Below are 22,454 nucleotides of genomic sequence, written 5' to 3'. Positions count from 1 at the left end.
TCGAGGAGTTCATCATGCTGCAAAAAGTCCACACCGAACTGCAACCCGACACGCTGATCCACAACCTCACGACGACTGTGCACGCTGGGGTGGCCGACCTGAATGCGTCTGCACGCGACGTGTGGAACATCGTCGGCCGCTTCGATGGCTACAACCGCTTCGTGACCGGTCTCGAATACATCCAGATGACCGGTACGGCGACCGGCCCGCGCTCGCTGCGTCACAAGCACTTCACGGGGGGCGATCTGGTCGTCGAGCAACTCAACACGCGCAACGACGACGCCATGACCATGAGCTGGACGCTGATCTACACGACGTTCGACATCGGCAACATGTGGGCGTCGATGGAAGTGGTGCCGCGTGGCGACAAAGCGTGTACGGCGACGTATCGCATCGTCGGCGAAGCACGCTCCGGCGATCCGAAGGACCAACCGGCGTTCGACGACTTCGCCGTCGGCTTCCTGAAAATGGCAATGGGCAACCTGCGCAAGATGTTCAACGAGTAAAGCGCGGCGCTGCACGGCATCGATGTCATCGATGTCATCGATGGTATTGCGCCCTCACGGCTCATATCGTGAGGGCGTCCCACTTCTTCGTTGCGGACCGCACAATGGACAGACATCTCCCGCCCGCCGGTCGCTGGCAACTCGCGGCGCGCGCGCAACGCATGCAGCCCTCGGCGCTGCGTGAACTGCTCAAGGTCGCCGAGCGGCCCGACATCATCTCGTTCGCGGGCGGCCTGCCCTCGCCCTATGCGCTGCCGGTCGAACGGCTTCAGGCGTCGGTCGACCGGATCTTGCGGCGCGACGCCATCGGGGCACTGCAATACGGGCCGTCCGAGGGGTACCTTCCGCTACGTGAGGCTATCGCCGCGCGGCTGACCCGCCAGGGCGCGGCGGTCAGTCCGTCTCAGGTGCTCATCACGACCGGCTCACAGCAGGCGCTCGACCTCGTCGCACGCGTGCTCGTCGATCCCGACTCGCGCGTGCTGATCGAGACGCCGACCTATCTCGGCGCGGTGCAGGCGCTTGCGCAATACGAACCCGTGTTCGAAGAGGTGCCGACGGACGCGGCAGGCCTGCTGCCCGAACGGCTCAACGAGGCATCGATGCGCAATGCGCGCTTGCTCTATACACAACCGAACTTCCAGAATCCCACGAGACGCACGCTCCCGCTCGAGCGGCGCATGGCGCTGGCGTCGCTGGCGATCCGTCACGGCCTGCCGGTCGTAGAGGACGACCCCTACGGCGAACTCGTCTACACCGGCGTGACCCTGCCTTCACTGTTGTCGATGGCGCCCGGGAACGTCGTGCATCTCGGCTCGTTCTCGAAGGTCATTGCGCCGGGCCTGCGCGTGGGATACGTCGTCGCGCCGGAAACCCTCATGATCAAGCTGTTGCAGGCGAAGCAGGCGAGCGACCTGCACACGACCGGCATCACGCAGCGGCTGGCGCATGCCCTGCTCACCGACGGCGAGTACGACACGCACCTCGAAGCCATTCGTCTGCGGTATCGCGCGCAATGTGCGCTTATGCTCAAGTGCCTCTCCGAACATATGCCGGAGGGCGTGAGCTGGACACGTCCCGCAGGCGGCATGTTTCTGTGGGTGACGCTGCCGCCCGGCATCGACAGTGCGAACCTGTTCGAAGACGCGTTGTCGCGCGGCGTGGCATTCATTCCGGGCGCATCGTTTCACGCCGTCTCACCGAAAGCGAACACGATGCGGCTGACGTTCACGACCGCCACGCCCTCGCAGATCGAAACCGGCATTGCACGTCTGGCACAAGCCATCGAGACGCGGCTTCGCAAGACCGAAACCTGCCTCACTACCTCCTAGGTTGCGCTACACCGACACGGGCACTTCAGGCGCAGGCCTGAAGTGCCGCGTCCGACGGTTCGAACAGTCCGAGGCTCTGCGCTGTCTGCACAAAGCGCTGTACGCACGGGTTGCTGCTGTTCGCGCTCCATACCAGGGCCACGTCGATATGCGGCGCGTGCAGCAGCGGCACGAATTGCACGTTCTCCGCGCGCGTGCTGCGCATCGAGCTGTGCACCAGCGCGACCCCGAGGCGCTGTCCGACGAGATTCACAATCGTCTGCTGGAAGTTCGTCTCCAGTCGAACACGCGGAGAGAAGCCCGCCTGGCGACAGTGGTCCGTGATGGTGTTGTGGATGAACGGCGACGCTTCGCGCGGCGAGATGATAAAGGCGTCGTCACGCAGTTCGGCCACCGAAATGGCCGAGCGCGCCGCCAGCCGGTGACCGGCAGGCAAGGCCGCCACCAGCGGTTCGCGGAAGATGGTTTCCGTGCATAGCTCGACCGACGCATCGGAGGAATACATGATGCCCACGTCCACCTTGCCGCAGCGAAGTTCGGCGGCGAGGTCGGTCGGAATCGACTCTTTGAGTTTGACCTCGATACGCGGAAACGCCGCAGCAAACGCACGCGTGAGCACGGGCAGCACGCTGCAGGCGACCGCGAACATGAACCCGGCGCACAGCATGCCCGTGTCGCCGACTTCGGCCGCGCGGGCATGCGAGCGCGCCTGATCGAGCGTGGCGAGCACGGAGCGTGCATCGCGATAGAAACGCTGTCCCGCCGCAGTGAGCGCCACGCTGCGCTGTGTGCGTTGAAACAACACGACCCCCAACTCCTCTTCGAGCATCGCGATCTGACGCGACAACGGCGGCTGCGAGATGTGCAGCAAATTCGCTGCGCGCCCGAAGTGAAGTGTTTCAGCCAGTACTACGAAATAGCGAAGTTGCCTCAGTTCCATGGAGCCTTACCCCTTAAAAGAACATCGGTTTCTATTCATAGCGAACCGGTATCAGTCATCGCATCATATGGTATTGGAGACCGCTCGCGAATCGAACTATGCTTGGTCTTGCTTTATGGAGCACCCCCCAACGGCATTCGCCATGATGCGATACCGCGCCGCCAAACGCAGCGCCCGCCAATTCCAATAAAGTCAATGAGAGACGCTATGTACGCCCACGATCCGCTGGACCGTTCAAACGCAAACTTTCAGTACGCCTCCCGGCCAGCGCTTGACCGGCTCTGCGGCAGCGATCCCTCCATGCTGGCCACCCTCGCGCGTGCCAGACTGCTCATCGATCGCCAGCTTCCCATTCTGATTCTCGGAGAAACCGGTACCGGCAAGGAGTACCTCTCACGCGCCCTGCACGACTACAGCGCACGCCGTCAGGCGAGCATGGTGTCGGTCAACTGCGGCTCGATTCCCGAAAACCTTATCGAAAGCGAATTGTTCGGATACCAACGCGGCGCCTTCTCCGGCGCCCTCAACACGGGCATGAAGGGCAAGGTCGTACAAGCCGATGGCGGCACGTTGTTCCTCGACGAAATCGGCGATATGCCTTTCGCGCAGCAGACGCGTTTGCTGCGCGTACTCTCCGAGCGGGAAGTCACGCCCATCGGGGCTTCTACGCCGGTTCCCGTCGACCTGCAACTCATTTGTGCGACGCACCAGAATCTCGAATCCCGCGTGCAGACGGGGGCGTTTCGCGAAGACCTTTATTACCGTGTGGCCGTCGGCATCGTGCATCTGCCGCCGCTACGTCTGCGACAGGATCGCGCCTGGCTGCTCGACGCGATGATCGTCGCCGAATCTCACGGCAAAGCCAGCTTCGAATCGCTCGACCGCGAGACGCGCGAGCTACTACTGTCCTATGCATGGCCGGGCAATTTACGTCAGATGCGTGCGGCCGTTCAGTACGCCTGTGCAGTCAGGAGCGGCGACACGATCCGTGTGTCCGACCTCCCGGCAAATCTGCTGCAAAGTGCGATGGCTCCCGCCATTGCGCCGGCGATGACAGCGGCAGCCCTCTCGCCGACAGAGACCGGGGCATCCGGGCCCGCTGGCAACATCCAGATCGCACCGCTGGCGTCGCTATCGGCCATCGCCAACGGCGAGCGCGAGATCATTATTCGAGTGCTATCGTCGCGACGCTGGAATATCTCTGCCGCCTCACGCGAACTCGGCATTTGCCGCACGTCGCTCTATCGCAAACTGCGTGAACTGCATATTCCTCATGTACGCGATATGGGCAGCGACGTGTTGCTCGGACCGGATCGTTGATATCGACGCAAGAAACGAACGGTCGGACAACGGGGCGTCGTGCGCCTGGCGCCCCGGGTCCACCGTTCACTTCCATTTTCTTCGGTCCTGTTCAATTCCCCTCACACCGCTACGCCGGATCCGCCAGCAACGCCATCATGGCGGTCGGCTTGTAGCGGTTTCCGGAAGTCGCGTTCGCGCCGAAATGCGCGTCGAGTGCGCGCCCCATGCCCGGGTCGAGATGCACACTTGCCGCCGCAAGGTTCTCTTCAAGACGGCTGATACGGCGCGTGCCTGGAATCGGTACGATGTCGTCGCCGCGCGAGAGCAGCCACGCCAGCGCCAGTTGTGCGGGCGTCACGCCGATTTGCGCCGCATAGCCCGCGAGCGTCTGCGCCAGCTTCACGTTGGCGTCGAAATGCTCGCCTTGCAGACGCGGGTCCGACGTGCGACGCGAGTCGCCTTCCGGAAAATCTTCGGCGCGCCGCGCGGTGCCTGTCAGAAAGCCGCGCCCGAGCGGTCCGAACGGCACGAACCCGATCCCCAGCTCGCGAAGGCACGGCAGAATCGACGCTTCGATATCGCGATGCCAGAGCGAGTATTCGCTTTGCAACGCACTGACCGGATGCACGGCATGCGCGCGACGGATGGTACGCTCGCCAGCTTCCGAAAGCCCGAAGTAACGCACCTTACCCGACTTGACGAGCTCACCGACAGTGCCCGCCACGTCTTCGATGGGCACATTGGGATCGACGCGGTGCTGATACAGAAGATCGATATAGTCCGTGCCGAGTCGCGACAGACTGGCGTCGACCACTTCCCGGATATGCTCGGGTCGGCTGTCCGCCCCCGTGACCGCACCGTTTTCGAAGCGAAATCCGAACTTCGTCGCAATGATCGCCTTGTCGCGACGGCCCTTGAGTACGCGACCGAGAAGACGCTCGTTTTCGAACGGGCCGTACACTTCCGCCGTATCGAAGAAGTTGCAGCCGAGCGCAAGCGCCCGTTCCAGCACGCGAACCGACTCGGCCTCATCGGAAGGTCCATAGGCGTAATGCATGCCCATGCAACCCAGCCCAATAGCGGGGACTTCCAGCCCCTGTTTCCCCAACCGGCGTGTTGGCAGCATTGTCGAACTCCTGTGAAGTGGTCGTAGGGCCCGGCGTCTGTCGGTCGACACCGGTACGTCGTCATCACTATGCAAGTTTCGATCCATTGTTTTGCCTGCGACCCCGGCATTTCATCCGAAGCGCCTTGTTGAACCGAGGCGCTCTTACGCAACCCGCATGTCTACACGAAACATGACCGGCGCACTCGCTTATTGCGACGAACGGTATGGTGGTTAGAACGCGTGTTCGACATCGCATACCTGCGCAAACAGTTGTCCGACGCTGCGACACCTGTCGCAGCCTGCGACAGGTGTCCGCCTACGTGATGCGACGCAACAAGTAGCAGTCCACACCCGGATTACTCGGTTGTCGATATGGCATCCAAATTGCTTGGAGTCCGTCATTTATCTTCGCCGCTCACGGACGCACGACACACAATGAACAACGACAAGAACGCCGTGCAAGCTCGCACGGGTCTGGCGCTTTACGGGGCTTCGGCACACGTGTTGGCGCGCTTCAGGGGGTGGGCAGCGCATCTGAGTCCGGACGAGCGCAGGCGGGCCGACGCGTTTTCCCGACCGGCCGATCGGGAGGATTATGTTGCGGCGCATATTCTGGCGCGGGTCGCTGCGGCGCGCATCACCGGCAGTCCGGACACGCCCGGCCCCGCTGCGCGCACCTATGTGCTCGTGCAGCGCTGCGATCAGTGTGGTGGCGCGCACGGGCGTCCGCGCCTGCCCGCGCACCCGGGCTTGCATGTGAGTCTGAGCCACACCCGGGGTGCGGTCGCCGCAGCGTGCGCGATTTCGCCCGTCGGTATCGACGTCGAACACTGGGACGAAGCGCTCGCTCCGGATGCCGACCTCCCCGGCCTGAACGAGCGCGAGCGCAGGCGGCTCGGCGCGTTTGCCAGCGTCGCCTGCACGCATCATGCGCCGTCGCCGCGTGCGCTGGCGTGGCTGCGCCTCTGGACGCGCAAGGAGAGCCTGATCAAGGTCGGTGGCACGACGCTGGACGAGATGAGCGGCATCGATCTTTCGAGCCTGCCGATGAGCGAAGCGCCGCTGCGCGCATGGCAACGTCGCGTAGCGCATGGCGTGTGGGCGATGACCGACTGGCTGGACCCGGCGCTGCGCGTGACGGGCACGGTTTCCAGTGCGGGGGACATGAGCGTCGAGCGCATCGAGGCATGACATCTACCGCGCGCCCGACGCATAAGAACCAAGCCGCCTTCGCGCGGCCTGGGTCATGACAATGACGCGATGGATGCTCAGGCCACGGCGGCTTCGTTCTGCTCGGCGTCGACGTCGTCTTCTACCGAGCTGAGCATCAGGTGTTCGAACGCACCGAGCGACGCCTTCGCGCCTTCGCCGACGGCGATCACGATCTGCTTGAACGGCACAGTCGTCACGTCGCCTGCGGCGAACACGCCCGGCACCGAGGTTGCGCCCTTGGCATCGACTTCGATCTCGCCATGACGCGAGAGCGACACCGTGCCCTTAAGCCATTCGGTGTTCGGCACCAGACCGATCTGGACGAACACACCTTCGAGCGCAATCGTCGAGCGCTCGCCCGTGGCACGGTTCAGGTAGGTCAGGCCGTTCACCTTCTGGCCGTCACCGACGATCTCCGTCGTTTGTGCATTCATCAACACACGCACATTCGCCAGGCTGCGCAGCTTGCGCTGGAGCACCTCGTCGGCGCGCAGTTGGGTACCGTATTCGATCAGCGTGACTTCCTTGACGATGCCCGCCAGATCGATGGCCGCTTCTACGCCCGAATTGCCGCCGCCAACCACTGCAACGCGCTTGCCCTTGAAGAGCGGGCCGTCACAGTGCGGGCAGTAGGCTACGCCGCGATTGCGATATTCGCGCTCGCCCGGCGCGCCGATTTCGCGCCAGCGTGCACCGGTGGCCAGCACCACGGCGCGGGCTCTGAGCACCGCACCGCTAGCCAGATGCACTTCGTGAATCTTGCCCGGGATCAGCGCTTCGGCGCGTTGCGTGTCGATCACGTCGACGTCGTAGGTCTTCACATGCTGTTCGAGCGCCGTGGCGAATTTCGGCCCTTCGGTGTGCGTAACGGAGACGAAGTTCTCGATAGCCATCGTGTCGAGCACCTGCCCGCCGAAACGCTCAGCGACGACGCCCGTCGTAATCCCCTTGCGAGCAGCGTAAATCGCGGCCGCTGCACCTGCGGGGCCACCACCGACGATCAGCATGTCGTAGACCGGCTTGTTTTCCAGCGCCTTCGCTGCACGCGCCGTCGCCCCCGTGTCGAGCTTCGCCAGCAGTTCCTTCACGCTGGTGCGGCCTTGCGTGAACGATTCGCCGTTGAGGAACACCGTCGGCACGGCCATCACCTGACGCGCTTCGACTTCGTTCTGAAAGAGCGCGCCGTCAATGGTGACTTGCTGGATACGCGGGTTGATGAGCGCCATCACGTTCAGCGCCTGCACGACTTCCGGGCAGTTCTGGCACGACAGGGAAATATACGTCTCGAAGCGGAAGTCGCCGTCGAGCGCGCGAACCTGTTCGATGGTGTCGTCGTCGAGCTTGAGCGGGTGACCGCCGACTTGCAGCAGTGCCAACACCAGCGACGTGAACTCGTGACCCATCGGCAACCCGGCAAAGCGAATACGCGGTGCTTCCCCCGGCGTGCCGATCGCGAACGACGGACGACGCTCGCCGGCATCGGTGCGTGCCACAACGGCGATCTTGTCCGAGAGTGGCGCGATCTCTTCGATCAGCGCCTTCATTTCTGCGGACTTGGGGCTGTCGTCGAGCCACACGGCGATTTCGATGGGGCGCGTGACTTTCTGGAGATACGTTTGCAACTGGGCTTTGAGGTTCGCGTCCAACATGGCTGTTCTTCCGTCTCGATAGGGTGTGCGAGGTCCACCGCGTCGGCCGGGGGGCTGGCGCAGGCAAGCGTCGGGGATTCGGGGTTAGGTGCCGGCGCAGTGGGCTTTAGGGGGGACCCATGCGCTGGCAGGTGACGCCACTCTGTGACAGGAGCGGCGCTTGCTGCGGTACTACCGGTGAGACTCTGGGCGGCGCTTAGATCTTGCCGATCAGGTCGAGCGACGGGCTCAGCGTTTCAGCGCCCGGCGTCCACTTGGCGGGGCAGACTTCGCCCGGGTGAGCCGCGATGTACTGAGCCGCCTGCACCTTGCGCAGCAGTTCCTTGGCGTCGCGGCCAATCCCGTTGTCGTGGATTTCGCACAGCTTGATCTCGCCTTCCGGGTTGATCACGAACGTGCCACGCAGCGCCAGACCTTCCTCTTCGATCAGCACGTCGAAGTTGCGCGAGATCGCCAGCGTGGGGTCGGCCACCATCGGGTACTGGATCTTGCTGATCGTGTCCGACGTGTCGTGCCAGGCCTTGTGCGTGAAATGGGTGTCGGTCGACACGCTGTAGATCTCAACGCCCAGCTTCTTGAATTCTTCGTAATGGTCGGCCAGATCGCCAAGTTCGGTCGGGCACACGAAAGTGAAGTCGGCCGGGTAGAACACCACCACCGACCACTTGCCCTTCAGGGTTTCGTCGGTCACGGTGATGAAGTCGCCGTTTTGGTAGGCGTTGGCTTTGAACGGCTTGATCTGGGTGTTGATGATCGGCATGTCGTAGTCTCTTGGACGGGGTGGAAAGTGTTGCCAGTATGCCGAATGCTATCGATAGATAGAAATCGATTATTGAAATCTATTCGATTAAGGCAGGCTATCGAGACCGATAGCCTGCCTGCTATGACGACCGTCCCCGTCCGGACGGCCATGGGATTCGGGCCCTGTCAGCGATTCGAGCCCTTCGGGTAACGCACCGCGCGCACCTTACCGCTGGCGGCGCCGCCGCAGTAGAACGTACCGTTGCCGTCGTACTCGAGCCCGCTCACGACCAGACCGTCCGGCATCTGAACACGCTTCAGGACTTCGCCGCTGACGGCATCGATCTGGCGCAGCTCGCTCTCATCGTTCTCCCACGTGCCGTGCCAAAGTTCGTCGTTTGCCCACGTCACGCCGGTCACAAAGCGGTCGGACTCGATGGTGCGCAGCACGCGTCCATCGGTCGGGTCGACTTGCAGAATGCGTCGGTCCCGATACTGTCCGACCCACAAGCTGCCCTCGGCCCACGTCAAACCGGAGTTACTTCCCCGCTCTGCCGGTGCGGGAATCGAATGCACCACGCGGCCGGTGGACGGTTCGATCTTGTTGATGCGCGACTCGGCGATCTGGTACAGATGCTTGCCGTCGAAGGCGGTGCCCGCATCGCTCGGTGCATCGACGGTGCGACGGACCTCGCCATTCGCGGGATCGAACGCAACGAGCGTCTGCCCGGTCGCGGCCCATACCTGCCGTCCGTCGAAGGTCACGCCGTGGATGCGCTCGATGCCCGGGAAAGGGCCGTACTCGCTAATGATGTCGGCTGCGCTTACGGCGGCCGTGCGGAAGTTTCGTTGCGGTGTGCTCGTCATGTCAGGCTCCGGTTGTTACGCCGCGTTCGGCGTGCAAGTCCACTCTAGCCAAACGACCATCCGGCAGGGAGTAACAAAATTGTCGTGAATTCGGTGAGCGGCGGCGCCATCCAGCGCCGCGCCCGCGCGAGGCCGACGGCACGTACGCGCCCTTCGGCTTCGAGTTCGCCGAGTGCGCGCTGGACGGAACGCTGGCTCGCGTTCAATGCAAGGGCGAGTGCAGACGTCGACCACGCTGCGCCGTCTGCCAGCAAGGCGACGAGCGAGGCGCGCTCGCCGTCGATGGGCGGTAGCAGGACAGCGACGGACGGGCTGCCGACGTCAGAATCGACAACTGTCGTGGTTCGCTCGCTTGCGTGAGCGCGCGGGTGAGTGTCGAGGGGGCGCAAGGCAAAGCCATTCGGTGTTGCATCGATCTCGGCAATGCCTTTGAGCACATTGCGCAAACGTCCGATTTCGACACGCAGGCGCGCCCGATGCGTCTCGTCGGGACGGCGCAGGCGGAACGCCTCGGCAATCAACGTCTGCCTGTCGATATCCCCGGGCCACGCGCGCGCCAGATGCAGCGCGAGCGTGAAGAGCACCGGCCGTCTGGCCAGCGGACGCCACACGTTGCCGGTCCCGATGCCTCGGCGGCAAGCATCGACCACCAGGGTGTCCGAGTGCAGGAGGGTGGCGGCCTGCGCGAGCGACAACATCTGCTCGCCATCGCGATGCCACCGTCTCGCTGCCGGACGCCGCATCGTTTCGCGAAGACTCCGGACTTCGGCGCTGAGCGCCGGCACGTCGGCCGCCGCCGCTGCGGTCTGCGCCTGGTCGAGCGCGGCGTGCGCGTCGGCGATGCGCAGCGTGCGTAGCGCCAGTTCCGCAGTCGTCAATGCATGGACCGCCGTCAATCGCGCGGGGACGTGGGGCAACGGCGCATCTTGCAGGGCGATTGCTGCGGCGTCGAGTTTGCCCAGCAGCAACAGGCGCCGCGCGACGATCAGCCGCGCGAGCATGGCGTTGGGGAAGTCGGCGCGTTCGGTAAGGTGCGAAGCGGCGGCTTGTAGCGACCGGTGGGTGCCGCCGAGGTCTCGCATGGCGAGCGCGACCTCGGCATCCGCCACGACACACCGTGCGCGGGCGACCGACGCATGCGTGCCGAAGCCACGTGCAGCACGCTTGAGCAGATCCCGCGCGCGAGCGAAATCCCCAAGCTGCGCCATCGCGATCCCACGCAACGCAAGGGCCGGTGGGTCATCGCGAAGCGCCACACGACGCAGTGCGCCGAGCGGATCGCCCGACGCCAGCGCGCGGGCCGAAGCGGCAATGAGGGAGTCCATCGCGGGATATTACCGCGCGCGACAGCGAAGTCCGGGATCGGCGCTCGTCGAACGGTCGAACGACGGATGCAGAGTCTTAGGCCCAGTAACCGTTAAAATTGGGGTTTTCGTCCGGAATACGTCCATGTCTTTTGACTCGCTGGGTCTGATCGATCCGTTGCTGCGGAATTTGCAGGATCTCAACTACGCGACACCTACGCCGGTGCAGGCGAAAGCGATTCCTGCCGTCCTCGCGGGCAAGGACGTCATGGCGGCCGCGCAGACCGGCACGGGCAAGACGGCGGGTTTTGCGCTGCCGCTATTGCAGCGCCTCGTGCAACTCGGACCGAAAGTGTCCAGTAACCGGGCGCGCGTGCTGGTGCTGGTACCCACGCGCGAGCTGGCGGAGCAGGTGCTGCAAAGCTTCGTCGGGTACGGCAAGGGGCTTGGCTTGCGATTTCTCGCAGCTTACGGCGGCGTGAGTATCAATCCGCAAATGATGAAGTTGCGCAAGGGCGTGGATGTGCTTGTGGCGACGCCGGGTCGTCTGCTGGATTTGAATCGCCAGAACGCCGTGCAGTTCGATCAGGTTCAGACACTGGTGCTCGACGAAGCCGACCGAATGCTGGATCTCGGTTTCGCACGCGAACTCAACGCGGTATTCGCGGCCCTGCCCCCCCAGCGTCAGACGTTGTTGTTCTCCGCGACGTTCACCGACGACATTCGCGCGATGGCCGCGAACATTCTGCGCGAGCCGGTCGATATCAGCGTGAGTCCGCGCAACGTCACAGCCAGCAAGATCAGGCAATGGGTCATCCCGGTGGACAAGCGCAACAAGCCGGAACTCTTCATGCATCTGGTCGCCCAGAACGACTGGAAGCATGCGCTGGTATTCGTCAAGACGCGTAATGGCGTGGACTATCTGGCGGGCGTACTGGACGAGGCGGGCTATTCGGTCGACACCATTCACGGCGACAAGCCGCAACCGGCACGACTGCGTGCGCTGGAGCGCTTCAAGACAGGGGACGTGCAGATGCTGGTGGCGACCGACGTCGCCGCGCGCGGGCTGGACATCGACGACCTGCCGCTCGTCATCAACGTCGACCTGCCCATCGTGGCGCAAGACTATGTGCACCGCATCGGCCGCACCGGCCGCGCGGGCGCGAGCGGCGTGGCCGTATCGCTAGTGTGTGCCGACGAAGCACCCCAACTGGCCACCATCGAAGCACTGATCCAACAGACGCTGCGTCGCGAGGAGGCGCCCGGCTTCGAAGCCGAACACCGTGTGCCGGAGACCAGCGCGACGGGACAAATCATCAAGAAACCGAAAAAGCCGAAGAAGCCGAAGGTGCCGAGCCTTCCGCAAGGCGGCGTTGGCAAGCAACCCCTACCCAGCACGAAAGCGCAGCCGCAACACGGCGAGAAGAAGCGCAATCCTGCGGCACAGCGCCCGGCATCGACAGGCAACACCCCGAAGCCCGCCAGCGGCAACCCGTTCAGCGGACAAAAGGCGCGCAGCAAGCCTGCGAAAGACTCGATCGCAAATTTGCTTAGGCCTGCAAGTGAACCGGCGAAGGGTCGCGGCAAACGTTGATTCTGCTCCGCTGATTAGTCGCCGCATCCCGATGGACCGTGCTTGGAAAGGCGTGCGTTTGATCGATCTCGATTGCGACCTTGCTCAGCACCTCAAACACTGCGCCCGGGGCCGCTTGGGAGGGCGGTGTCTTATTGCTGTTCCGATGCGCGATCCAGTCGCGGTACCTTTTGATCTGCTTCACGCGTCCGACGAGATCCACGTCCAACTCCGGTTTGAATAGGTCGAGAATCTCGTCGAATCGCCAGTACTCGACCTCTGCCTTGAACTTCTCGGCAAGCTTGCGCGAATATCCCGAAGGATGTCCGGACGCCAGCCGTTCATTGGCCATCTGCAACCGCTCGATGACGTATCGCTCGAATGTAGCAAGAAGGGCGAAAACCGCGAGGTCGTCTGCCTGCCGCGTTGCACTCACCAAGGCTGCTCCCATGTCCTTGCGCTCGGTGCTCAACATCCCGGCCCATGAGATGGGTAGGTCGCTGTTTTCACTCGCAATGCGCTCTACAGCGAAGAGACCTTCACGCGACAGCAGATATGCCTTGTAGACAGCTTCCATCGGGTTGTTAAAGGTCATAGCCGCTAACGTCCGCAAGCAAGTCGATAAACAGTGCTTCATCAACGAGCACCGCGCGACGCACCCTCGACTCGATCCAATACCATCCTTGCTCGTTCACTCTTCGTATGACCCGCGCTCTGAGCGGACGTCCAGGTTGATCCGTCATCATCGTCGCCGACTTGAACCCCGGGTCGTAGTCGCCGTAGAAAACGAGATGATGGAAATTGACCCCTCCATCGATAATGGCAAGTCCGTCGCCTGCGATGACGTCGGACGCTTTTGGAATGAGTTGACGCTCCTATGTCAAGAAGCACTCGCTGAATCGGCTAGATCGGCAAGAATGAGTGGGTACAATTCTCTGACGATATAGCGCTTCAGACAGCGGTGAATTTCCTTGTTCGACATACCTTCTTTGGTTCGGCGCTCGACGTATGCTCGAGTTCTCGGATCACTGCGCATGCGCACCATCGCTATGGTCCACAGGGCATTGTTCGCTGCTCGATCACCCCCACGGTTCAAGCGATGTCGGACTGTCTTGCCAGAGGAGGCTTGCAACGGACTCGTGCCACAAAGTGCAGCGAGCGCCGCATCGCTTTTCAAGCGCTCCGGGTTGTCGCCAGCAACGGCGACAAGCACTGCTGCCGTTTGAGGTCCAACGCCGAATCGCTCTCGAAGCCTTCTGGCATGTCTTTGTGTTAAGTGTTCGAGCATCGCATCGAGCGTTGAGAGTTCCTCCGCGAGCGCGAGGTAGCGCTTTGCTAGCAGGCGCAACGTAGTCGCCAATGCCTGCAACATTGGTGCACCTCCCAACGAACGCAGCTTCGCGCAGTTAGCAACGCATTCCGAAGTCTTCGTCCTCAGAAGCCGTTCGCGGATGTCTTGCGGCGCACTCACCAGCAAGGCTCGCAATTGGTTTATCGCCTGTGTCTTCGCCTTGACGGCACTGCGACGTGCAACTGATACAGTTCGCATTGCCTCAGCCGCGCCCGACTGCTCTTTGGGAATCGCAGTGGCTCGTCCAGCGAGGACCGCTCTCGCAGCATTTTCCGCATCAGTCGGATCAGATTTTCCTCGTGATCGACGCGCTGCACGATCAGGGCGATTGACCTCCAGTACATCGATATCATGATCTCGCAACACTCGGGCAAGACCTGCGCCATATGTGCCGGTCCCTTCAACTCCGGCGCGCCGAACATGCCCCAATGAGTTCGCCCAAGTCAGAAGCTTGAGATACCCCGTAGTTTCGGCCGCGACTGACAGGGTTCCAACGAGTTTCCCTGTTTCACTAATTAATGCACCGACATGGGTATCGAGATGCGTATCGACGCCCAGAATGACTTCGCCTTCAATCGCTCGATCGTCCATATTTGTTTCCCAAGAAGTGGACGCATCGCCAACCCCATTCGCTGGACAGGACACTCATGGTGCAGAACAAAGCTCCTATTAGGTCACAAACGCTGGGCCCGGCAACGCTCGGGGAACGTCGGAGATCGATCGACAGGTCAACTCAAAGGCAGCTTCGCCAATCCCAGCAAGGGTCAGATCGGACCGACGTTCAAAGCCGATCTTAGACTGAGTTTCCCAACAATTTTCCGCCTCGTGAGATGTGCAAGGAGGGGACTTCATACTCGCCTTCTCGTTGCTCGTTCAGCGCATGCGGTCGGACTTCAACCTCCAGCCCGTGGCGTTGGCACCACTGAGTCGCGTCGCGAAGCAAGGCGTCGACTCGCTGGAGATATTGCTTAAGGAGGGGGGATTGTGTGGGGCGAAGCTCGCTCATCTCGTGACTCGTTGAATTCTGCAAGGATCGCGACGCGAAGTCCGCGTGCTATGCCATCACCAAGCGGTTGAAGGAGTCATGAGCGTACGTGAAGCAATCATCTGTGCGACGCAAGCATTTGCTCTGGGGAACATGATGTAAAACGCTTCTCCCCGGAAACGACGGTGTCCGGCACGCGCCAGAGGCTTCCGACAACCCCATGCCTTCGAAACGAAAATCAGAAATCTCTGGGCTTTTCACAAAGCCCTACGCAAACCACTCAATACCCCATCACCACCGCGAACGCGAGTGCGCCGCCCGAGAGCTGCGCAATCGGTCCGATGATCGGCATGCTCACCGCTGCCTTGCCCGACACCGAAGGGATAAAGACGTCCAGCGCCATCTGCACGCCCATCAGGACGCGACGCGACCCAGAACGCCATGACCATCGGCATGCGTCACACGTTCTGACACGGCTCGGATAAAGGTAGGAGAGCGTAGGAAAACCGCACCCTGCAACGGGGTGCGGCGAGGCTTTACCGAACATCAGCGAGGAGGCGACTCCCCGTCGTCCCGGCAATCGTTCCCGGAACAGCGCGACGGCGCACCGCGCGCATGCGCGGCATGGCCGGACGACGCGCCCTGACGCCCGAAGCCAATCTGCTGAAAAACACCGCCACCGATCTCGAATCCGGTGGCGTAGTGATAAGCGGCAACGGTCGAACCAAGTGCCACCGACAGCAACAACAACGTACCCGTACGCCAGCGGCGTCGGACCGTGGAAGCCATGTCTCCTCCCTGTCAGAGGTCGGCCCGCTTGGAAGACGTCCGTCGCCGGTTCCCGGTGAACAGCACGCCGGCACGGCTACGTCTTGGCGGGGATCGAGTTTCCAGTCACTACTGAGTCTCGTTTTTTCGCGATTCTGCACGCATCGGTGGCGAATTGTCACCCCGGCTATCCCTAACAGCGAGCGAATATATCGTGATGTGATATATTTTTTGGTTTTCGGACACATCCCATTTACCTGACGGCCGACTTATGACTGCATCGACTCCGCCGAACGCACCGATCACAGGTGACGCGCTGACCAAGAGCGATTTCGAAGCGCTCTCCGAGTTTCGCTATCGCCTGCGCCGCTTCCTCAATTTCAGCGAGACGGCGGCACGCGAAGGGGGCATTACGCCCCAGCAGTACCTGTTATTGCTGCACGTCAAAGGTATCCCGGGACGCGAGTGGGCGTCCATCAGTGAATTGGCCGAGCGCCTGCAGGCGGTGCACCATAGCGTGGTGGCGCTCGTCGCGCGTTGCGAAAAGGCGGGGCTCGTGACCCGCCGCCAGAACGAGAGCGACCGGCGCGTGGTCGAGGTGCATCTCTCGCCGACCGGAGAAGCCTGTCTCGCAAAACTCGCCGCACAGCACCGCAACGAATTGAGCACGTTTGCGGACATCTTCCACATTCGTGGCGTTCATCTGTGATCCCCGAGACTGTCATGGCATCCGCTTCTCAACCGACTTCTCAACCGACTTCGACGCAAGCGTCGAGCGCCCATCGCTCACCGCTCGCGCCCATGGCCTTGCCGGAACACGCCCGCGACTTCGCGCGCGCGCCGGGACTGCCGCGCCTCATCGCACTGGCCGCCGTTATCGGCTTGTGCGGCGTGCCCGCCGCCTGGTTGCTGCTGAACCTGATTCAGGGCTTCACCAACCTCTTCTTCTATCAGACGCTCTCGTTCGCGCCGCACTCGCCTGCGGGTCACCCGCTCGGTGCCATGGTCATCGTGCTGCCGGTCATCGGCGGTCTGATCGTGGGCGCCATGGCACGCTTCGGCAGCGACAAGATTCGTGGTCACGGGATTCCGGAAGCGATCGAAGCGATTCTCTTCGGCAAGAGCAAGATGTCACCGCGCGTGGCCGTGCTCAAACCGCTGTCGTCGGGCATCGTGATTGGTAGCGGCGGACCGTTCGGCGCGGAAGGTCCGATCATCATGACGGGCGGGGCCATCGGCTCGCTCATCGCGCAGTACTTCCACCTGAGCGCCGCCGAACGCAAGACCCTGCTCGTAGCGGGCGCGACTGCGGGCATGACGGCTGTGTTCGGCACGCCGGTGGCGGCGGTGCTGCTCGCCGTCGAACTATTGCTGTTCGAATGGCGTCCGCGCAGTCTGCTGCCGGTGATCGTGGCCTGTGCTGTGGCCGGTTTTGCGCGGCCGTTGTTGCTCGAAGCCGGGCCGCTCTTCCCCATGGCGACGCCCGCCGTCTCTCCGATTGCACTGATGTCGTGTGTGATCGCGGGCGTGTGCGCCGGGCTGCTCTCAGCGGGAATGTCGCGCGCGCTGTACGCCATCGAAGACGCCTTCCACAAACTCCCCGTGCACTGGATGTGGTGGCCAGCCATCGGTGGCCTCGCCGTGGGCGTCGGGGGCTATCTCGAACCGCGCGCGCTGGGTGTGGGTTATGACGTGATCGCCGACCTGCTCGCCGGTCACTTCACGCTGCATGCGGCAGCGGCGTTGCTGCTCGTCAAGGCGCTGATCTGGGCGATTGCGCTCGGCTCTTGCACCTCCGGCGGCGTGCTCGCCCCGTTGCTTATGATCGGCGCCGGTCTGGGGACGTTGCTCGCACCGATTCTGCCAGGCGGCGATATCACCTTGTGGGCGCTCGTGTGCATGGCCGCCACCCTCGCGGGCGTGCTCGGCGCCCCGCTCACGGCCATCGTCTTCGCGTTGGGACTCACGCACGACGTCAATGCGCTGCTGCCGTTGTTGCTGACCTGTGGCGTGTCGTATGGCGTGACGATCTGGATCATGCCGCGCTCGATCATGACGGAGAAGATTGCGCGGCGCGGGCGTCACATCCATCGCGAGTACGGCGTCGATCCGCTGGAACGTCTTCACGTCGGCGAATTGATGACGCCCGAACCGGAAGCGCTTGTCGCCGACATGACCATCGACGAAGCGGCGCAACGCGCCTTCGGGGCAACGCAACGTCACCGCGCCTACCCGGTGATCGACGCGTCGCGCGCCGTGCTCGGCATGGTCGACCGTCAGGCACTCACCCGGGCGCAAGCACAGGGGCTGCAAACGCTTGGCCAGCTCTACGGCGTGAATCCGCCGCTCGTCGCCCTGCCGTCCGAAACCGGACGCATCGTGTCGGCCCGCTTCGCCGCACACCATCTGGAGCGTCTGCCGGTCGTGAGCGACGCCGCCTCACGCACACTCATCGGCATCATCAGCCGCAGCGACCTCGTCAAACCGGCCGAACACTGGCGCTCGGAAGAGGAAGTGCGCGAGCGCATGCTGCACCTCGGCCCCAAACGTCGCTGAGCGTCGCCGCCCGCACTCACGCATGCGTGATGCACGGGGCACGGGGCACGGGGCGCGGGGCGCGGGGCGCGCGTCAGCACCATTGACGCGCGCCCGGCCGTTGATTCACCATCGGGGCTTCCTCCCACCGAATGCGCACCGGCGCGTGCGCCTCTACCCGATGGCGACGACCCGACCCTCCAAAGCTTCGTCCTCCGCAACAGCCCCGTCCCAAGCCGCCGACACGCGCATTCGCATCGGCGTCGGCGGCTGGAACTTTGCGCCGTGGCAAGGCACGTTCTATCCCGAGAAGTGGCCCAAGCGGCGTGAGCTCGAATACGCCAGCCGTCACCTCACGTCCATCGAAATCAACAGCACCTTTTACGGCTCGCAAAAGCCCGCGACATTCCGCCACTGGTTCGAGGAAACGCCGGACGATTTCGTGTTCTCGGTCAAGGCGTCGCGCTACGCCACGCACCGGCGTGCGCTGGGCGAAGCCGGTGAATCCGTGGCGCGATTTTTCGACAGCGGTGTGCTGGAACTCGGCAAGAAGCTCGGCCCGGTGAACTGGCAATTCGCGCCGACGAAACAGTTCGACGCCGAAGACTTCGAGCACTTCCTGAGTCTGTTGCCGACGTCCGCGAACGGGCACACGATTCGCCACGCCCTCGAAGTACGGCACGAGACCTTCGCCGTACCTGAGTTCGTAGCACTCGCACGCAAGTACAAGACGGCCATCGTGCTCGCCGGAGACGCCAAGTTTCCGTGTATTGCAGACGTCACCGCTCCCTTCGTCTATGCACGCCTCATGGGGACCGAGGAACGCTACAAACTCGGCTACGCGCCGAAGGCCATGACGCAGTGGCTCGACCGCGCGACCACGTTCGCGAACGGCGGCGTTCCCGACGATCTCGACACGCTGACCAAAGCCTCGCCGAAGGCAAAGCATCGCGACGTCTTCCTCTATGTCATCAGCGGCTTCAAGGAACGCAACCCAGCCGCTGCAATGGAGATGATCGAGGCACTCGCCCGTCGAAAATAGGACAGCCGTAAAAGAACGCGGCGCTCAAGGCGCCGCGTCGGTAAAGCCACTGCTACGGTCAATCGATTCGCCGCACACTTCGCACGTCAGTGCATCGCGGCCGAGTTACGTGCCTCGCTCGCGTTCTGCGCCGCGTGGTTGCCGCTCGAACGCTCCCAGGCGTTCTTGGCGAGTAGCGCGACGGTCGCGATCACTGCCGGAATCGCCAGCAGCGAGAACGTGGCCGAGAAGCCGAGGTGACGACGCACCAGTTCCGCGCCGAGCAGCGCACCGGCAATGCCACCGAAGCGGCCGATGCCGAGCATCCAGGCCACGCCGGTCGCACGGCCGTTCGTCGGATAGAACATTGCCGCCAGCGACGGCATGGACGATTGCGCACCGTTCATCGCCGTGCCAGCAAGGAAGATCAGCGTCACCAGCATACCGATGTTGCCAATCGCCTGTCCTACGGCATAGACCAGCACAGCGGTCAGCGCATAGCCCACGGCCACGACTTTCTGCGCGTTGAACTTGTCCATCAGCCAGCCCGACAGGATCGTGCCGATGCCACCGCCCAGCGGGAACAGCGCCGTGATCAGCGCGGCGCGCTCGATGGTGAAACCCGCATCCTTGAACAGAATCGGCATCCAACTCGTGAGCAGATAGAAGATCACCAGCCCCATGAAGTAGGTGACCCACAGCATCAGCGATCCGAAACCGTATTGCTTCGACAGCACCACGCCGATCGCCGAGCCTGCGCGCTTCGGTGCGGCTTCCACGACGGTGAACGCGCCAACGTCATCGAGCGATTCGCCCGAGATCCGCGACAGAATGCGACGCACCCGCTCCACCGGCTTGTGCTTGACCACAAGAAACTTCACCGACTCCGGCAGGCAAACGATCAGCAGCACCGACAGCACCAGCGGCAGCACGCCGCCGAGCACCAGCACGCTATGCCAGCCGAAGTGGGGAATCAGCCATGAGGCGACGAACCCACCGACCGATGCGCCCAGCGGAAAGCCGCAGAACATGGTGTTGACGATCACCGCACGGCGCGCTTGCGGCGCATATTCGGAAATCAGCGTCACCGCATTGGGCATGGCCGCGCCCAGACCGAGGCCCGTGAGAAAACGCAGCACGGTCAGCGTCTGGAGATCCTGCGCAAACGCCGTCGCGAGACTGGCGATGCCGAAGAACACCACCGACAGCACGAGCATCGTCTTGCGACCGACCTTATCGGCGAGCGGCCCGGCGAAGATCGCGCCACCGGCCAGACCGAAGAGCGCCGCCGAGAGTACCGGGCCGAGCGAGCCCTTATCGATATGCCATTGCTGCACCAGCGACGGCGCAATGTAACCGATGGCCGCCGTGTCGAATCCGTCGATGGCCACGATAAAGAAGCACAGGATCAGCACCAGCCACTGATAGCCGGAAAATCGCTGTGCATCGATGTAGGCGGGCACGTCCATCGTGCGCGGTTGATTCATGACGCTGTCTCCTCGGGGCGATGCCGCCCCGTTGTTCATTCCATTATTTTTTTGAAATCGCCGCCGCCGGTGCGCGCCCGGATGTCGGGGGTGGTGCGCGCGGGGGTGTCCGGCGCTATCGCTGCCCGCCGTCTTGATGTGGCATCGCAGCGAAGCGGATTTCTGCCGCTAATGTACGTCCTTACGTCGCTTGTCGAAATGATCTTTCGTCAGTCCATCCATAACGGACAGTTATGGACGCTTATGGACGTTTATGGACGTTTATGGACGGACGGGGTAAGCGAGGCCATCGGTGGCGGTTATAGCACACCGGCGACCCGCGCCTTCAGGCCAGCGGCAGCCCGACGTAATTCTCCGCCAGCATGAGCGACGCCGCCCGCGAGCTGACCACGTACTCCAGCTCCGAGCGCTGCATCTGCTGTTCGAACGGTGTGGCATCGTCGATCCGGTGCAGCATGCGCGTCATCCAGTACGAGAAATGCTCTGCGCGCCAGATGCGCTTGAGCGCTGCCTCGGAATAGCCTTGCAGTGCAGTTTCACTGTCGCGATGAAAGAAGTCGTCGAGCGCACGCGCCAGACGCCACACGTCCGCCACGGCCAGATTCATCCCCTTCGCGCCGGTCGGCGGCACGATGTGCGCGGCGTCGCCCGCCAGGAACAGACGCCCGTACTGCATCGGCGTCGCCACGAAGCTGCGCATCGCGACCACGTTCTTCTGGAAGATCGGTCCTTCCTTGAGACGCCAGCCATCGTCGCTCTCGGTACGCGCATGCAGTTCTTCCCAGATGCGCGCGTCGCTCCACTGCTCCGCGCGTTCGTTCGGATCGCACTGGAAGTACATGCGCTGCACCGTGGGCGAGCGGGTACTGATCAGCGCAAAACCACGTTCGTGCGCGGCATAAATCAGTTCGTCCGACGACGGCGGCGCCTCGACCAGAACACCGAACCAGCCGAACGGATACACGCGCTGGTACTCCTTGCGCACCGACGCAGGCATGGCCGGGCGGCAAACGCCGTGGAAGCCGTCGCAGCCAGCGATGAAGTCGCACGTGAGTCGACGCGTCTGACCGTCCACCGTGAATTGCACACTCGGTTGCGTGCTATCGATGTCGTGCACCGAGACGTCGGACACGTCGAACAGAATCTCGCCTTGCGCCGCTTCTCGCGCGGCGATCAGATCCTTGATGACTTCATGCTGCGCGTAGACGGTAATCGCGCGCCCGGTCAGCTCCGTGAGCGCGATGCGGTGACGCTGCCCACCGAACGCCAGTTCGACACCGTGGTGCACCGCACCTTCGCGACGCATGCGCTCCCCGACGCCGGTCTCGTTCAGGATATCCATCGTGCCCTGCTCCAGCACACCGGCGCGAATGGTTGACTCGACGGCTGCACGCGAGCGCGATTCGAGCACGATGGACTCGACGCCTTGCAGATGCAGCAAATGGGACAGCAGCAGACCGGCGGGACCGGCACCGACGATGACGACAGGGTAATGGGTGCGCATGAGTTGTCTCCTTTCATTGCACCGCCCGCGTCCGGCACACCTGCGCCGGACATCTCGTGACAGGAAAACAGCATGTCGGCGGATTGCATTTCTTGGATGCTTCGCGCCAACCGCCCCAACTTAGGACTGCGCGTAAACGAGCATGTCCAAAGTCATTTTGATGCCTTGTCACGAGGGGCGAATGCGTCATATCTTATGGAGCGCGCACGTCGCGTTGAATGGATGAATCGACGACTTTCTTGTACTTTTTCGACAACTTCGACCAAGGGA

Annotated in this window: 20 protein-coding genes; 8 read left to right on the top strand and 12 right to left on the bottom strand. The window is 62.9% G+C overall.

All coding sequences use genetic code 11. The features are described 5' to 3' along the window. Window positions 1-14 precede the first annotated feature (14 nt). On the top strand, window positions 15-506 hold the full coding sequence (locus MB84_RS05330; RefSeq protein ID WP_046291023.1) for an SRPBCC family protein: 492 nt from the start codon (window positions 15-17) through the stop codon (window positions 504-506). A gap of 104 nt (window positions 507-610) precedes the next feature. Next, complete coding sequence (locus MB84_RS05325; RefSeq protein WP_046291022.1) at window positions 611-1,837, top strand: aminotransferase-like domain-containing protein; 1,227 nt, start codon at window positions 611-613, stop codon at window positions 1,835-1,837. Window positions 1,838-1,862: 25 nt separating this feature from the next. On the opposite strand, the gene MB84_RS05320 is transcribed toward MB84_RS05325, so the two are convergent. Then, window positions 1,863-2,777, bottom strand: coding sequence for a LysR family transcriptional regulator (locus MB84_RS05320; RefSeq protein ID WP_046291021.1), 915 nt, complete (start codon window positions 2,775-2,777; stop codon window positions 1,863-1,865). Window positions 2,778-3,077: 300 nt separating this feature from the next. Between MB84_RS05320 and MB84_RS05315 the strand changes: the two genes are divergently transcribed. Then, window positions 3,078-4,097, top strand: a complete 1,020-nt coding sequence (locus MB84_RS05315; RefSeq protein WP_342672639.1) for a sigma-54-dependent Fis family transcriptional regulator — start codon at window positions 3,078-3,080, stop codon at window positions 4,095-4,097. 109 nt (window positions 4,098-4,206) lie between these two features. On the opposite strand, the gene MB84_RS05310 is transcribed toward MB84_RS05315, so the two are convergent. Beyond that, on the bottom strand, window positions 4,207-5,205 hold the full coding sequence (locus MB84_RS05310) for an aldo/keto reductase (RefSeq protein WP_046291019.1): 999 nt from the start codon (window positions 5,203-5,205) through the stop codon (window positions 4,207-4,209). A gap of 417 nt (window positions 5,206-5,622) precedes the next feature. On the opposite strand from MB84_RS05310, the gene MB84_RS05305 reads away from it, so the two are divergent. After that, a complete protein-coding gene (locus MB84_RS05305; RefSeq protein WP_052652975.1) occupies window positions 5,623-6,378 on the top strand; it encodes a 4'-phosphopantetheinyl transferase family protein in 756 nt (251 codons plus the stop codon). Between the two features lie 77 nt (window positions 6,379-6,455). Here MB84_RS05305 and ahpF read toward each other — a convergent pair whose 3' ends face one another. The 4 genes from ahpF to MB84_RS05285 all read right to left on the bottom strand — a co-directional run bounded on the left by ahpF (window position 6,456) and on the right by MB84_RS05285 (window position 10,981). Beyond that, window positions 6,456-8,048 carry an alkyl hydroperoxide reductase subunit F gene (gene ahpF, locus MB84_RS05300; protein ID WP_046291018.1) on the bottom strand — a complete coding sequence of 531 codons (1,593 nt, stop codon included), beginning with the start codon at window positions 8,046-8,048 and terminating at the stop codon, window positions 6,456-6,458. A 196-nt stretch (window positions 8,049-8,244) separates the two neighbouring features. Continuing rightward, the gene (gene ahpC, locus MB84_RS05295; protein WP_046291017.1) at window positions 8,245-8,808 is read right to left on the bottom strand and encodes an alkyl hydroperoxide reductase subunit C; all 564 of its coding nucleotides are present in this window, start codon (window positions 8,806-8,808) and stop codon (window positions 8,245-8,247) included. Window positions 8,809-8,975: 167 nt separating this feature from the next. Beyond that, window positions 8,976-9,656 carry a Vgb family protein gene (locus MB84_RS05290; RefSeq protein WP_046291016.1) on the bottom strand — a complete coding sequence of 227 codons (681 nt, stop codon included), beginning with the start codon at window positions 9,654-9,656 and terminating at the stop codon, window positions 8,976-8,978. A gap of 44 nt (window positions 9,657-9,700) precedes the next feature. After that, complete coding sequence (locus MB84_RS05285) at window positions 9,701-10,981, bottom strand: hypothetical protein (protein WP_046291015.1); 1,281 nt, start codon at window positions 10,979-10,981, stop codon at window positions 9,701-9,703. Between the two features lie 124 nt (window positions 10,982-11,105). Here MB84_RS05285 and MB84_RS05280 point away from each other — a divergent pair, with 124 nt between their 5' ends. Continuing rightward, the gene (locus tag MB84_RS05280; RefSeq protein WP_046291014.1) at window positions 11,106-12,554 is read left to right on the top strand and encodes a DEAD/DEAH box helicase; all 1,449 of its coding nucleotides are present in this window, start codon (window positions 11,106-11,108) and stop codon (window positions 12,552-12,554) included. On the opposite strand, the gene MB84_RS05275 is transcribed toward MB84_RS05280, so the two are convergent. The 4 genes from MB84_RS05275 to MB84_RS05260 form a co-directional block, all read right to left on the bottom strand. Beyond that, the gene (locus tag MB84_RS05275; protein ID WP_046291013.1) at window positions 12,511-13,128 is read right to left on the bottom strand and encodes a hypothetical protein; all 618 of its coding nucleotides are present in this window, start codon (window positions 13,126-13,128) and stop codon (window positions 12,511-12,513) included. The two genes, MB84_RS05280 and MB84_RS05275, sit on opposite strands and share 44 nt — an antisense overlap. A gap of 285 nt (window positions 13,129-13,413) precedes the next feature. Further along, window positions 13,414-14,475, bottom strand: a complete 1,062-nt coding sequence (locus MB84_RS28820; protein ID WP_084009614.1) for an IS110 family RNA-guided transposase — start codon at window positions 14,473-14,475, stop codon at window positions 13,414-13,416. 674 nt (window positions 14,476-15,149) lie between these two features. After that, window positions 15,150-15,284 carry a hypothetical protein gene (locus MB84_RS31430; protein WP_281192324.1) on the bottom strand — a complete coding sequence of 45 codons (135 nt, stop codon included), beginning with the start codon at window positions 15,282-15,284 and terminating at the stop codon, window positions 15,150-15,152. 131 nt (window positions 15,285-15,415) lie between these two features. Then, entirely contained in the window at window positions 15,416-15,658 is a 243-nt protein-coding gene (locus MB84_RS05260) for a hypothetical protein (protein WP_046291010.1), read from the bottom strand. A gap of 250 nt (window positions 15,659-15,908) precedes the next feature. Between MB84_RS05260 and MB84_RS05255 the strand changes: the two genes are divergently transcribed. The 3 genes from MB84_RS05255 to MB84_RS05245 all read left to right on the top strand — a co-directional run bounded on the left by MB84_RS05255 (window position 15,909) and on the right by MB84_RS05245 (window position 19,214). Continuing rightward, window positions 15,909-16,346: a MarR family winged helix-turn-helix transcriptional regulator gene (locus MB84_RS05255; protein ID WP_046291009.1), complete on the top strand. Its 438-nt coding sequence runs from the start codon at window positions 15,909-15,911 to the stop codon at window positions 16,344-16,346. A gap of 92 nt (window positions 16,347-16,438) precedes the next feature. After that, window positions 16,439-18,193, top strand: a complete 1,755-nt coding sequence (locus MB84_RS05250) for a chloride channel protein (RefSeq protein ID WP_046291008.1) — start codon at window positions 16,439-16,441, stop codon at window positions 18,191-18,193. Between the two features lie 160 nt (window positions 18,194-18,353). After that, complete coding sequence (locus MB84_RS05245) at window positions 18,354-19,214, top strand: DUF72 domain-containing protein (RefSeq protein WP_046291007.1); 861 nt, start codon at window positions 18,354-18,356, stop codon at window positions 19,212-19,214. Window positions 19,215-19,300: 86 nt separating this feature from the next. Here MB84_RS05245 and MB84_RS05240 read toward each other — a convergent pair whose 3' ends face one another. Both MB84_RS05240 and pobA read right to left on the bottom strand, forming a co-directional pair. Next, window positions 19,301-20,680, bottom strand: a complete 1,380-nt coding sequence (locus MB84_RS05240; RefSeq protein ID WP_046291006.1) for an MFS transporter — start codon at window positions 20,678-20,680, stop codon at window positions 19,301-19,303. 325 nt (window positions 20,681-21,005) lie between these two features. Next, a complete protein-coding gene (pobA, locus tag MB84_RS05235) occupies window positions 21,006-22,184 on the bottom strand; it encodes a 4-hydroxybenzoate 3-monooxygenase (protein WP_046291005.1) in 1,179 nt (392 codons plus the stop codon). Window positions 22,185-22,454: the final 270 nt, after the last annotated feature.

The organism is Pandoraea oxalativorans (assembly GCF_000972785.3).
Taxonomy (GTDB): domain Bacteria; phylum Pseudomonadota; class Gammaproteobacteria; order Burkholderiales; family Burkholderiaceae; genus Pandoraea; species Pandoraea oxalativorans.
The sequence above is the reverse complement of the archived record's forward strand: the minus strand, read 5'-3'. Positions and strand labels throughout refer to the sequence as shown.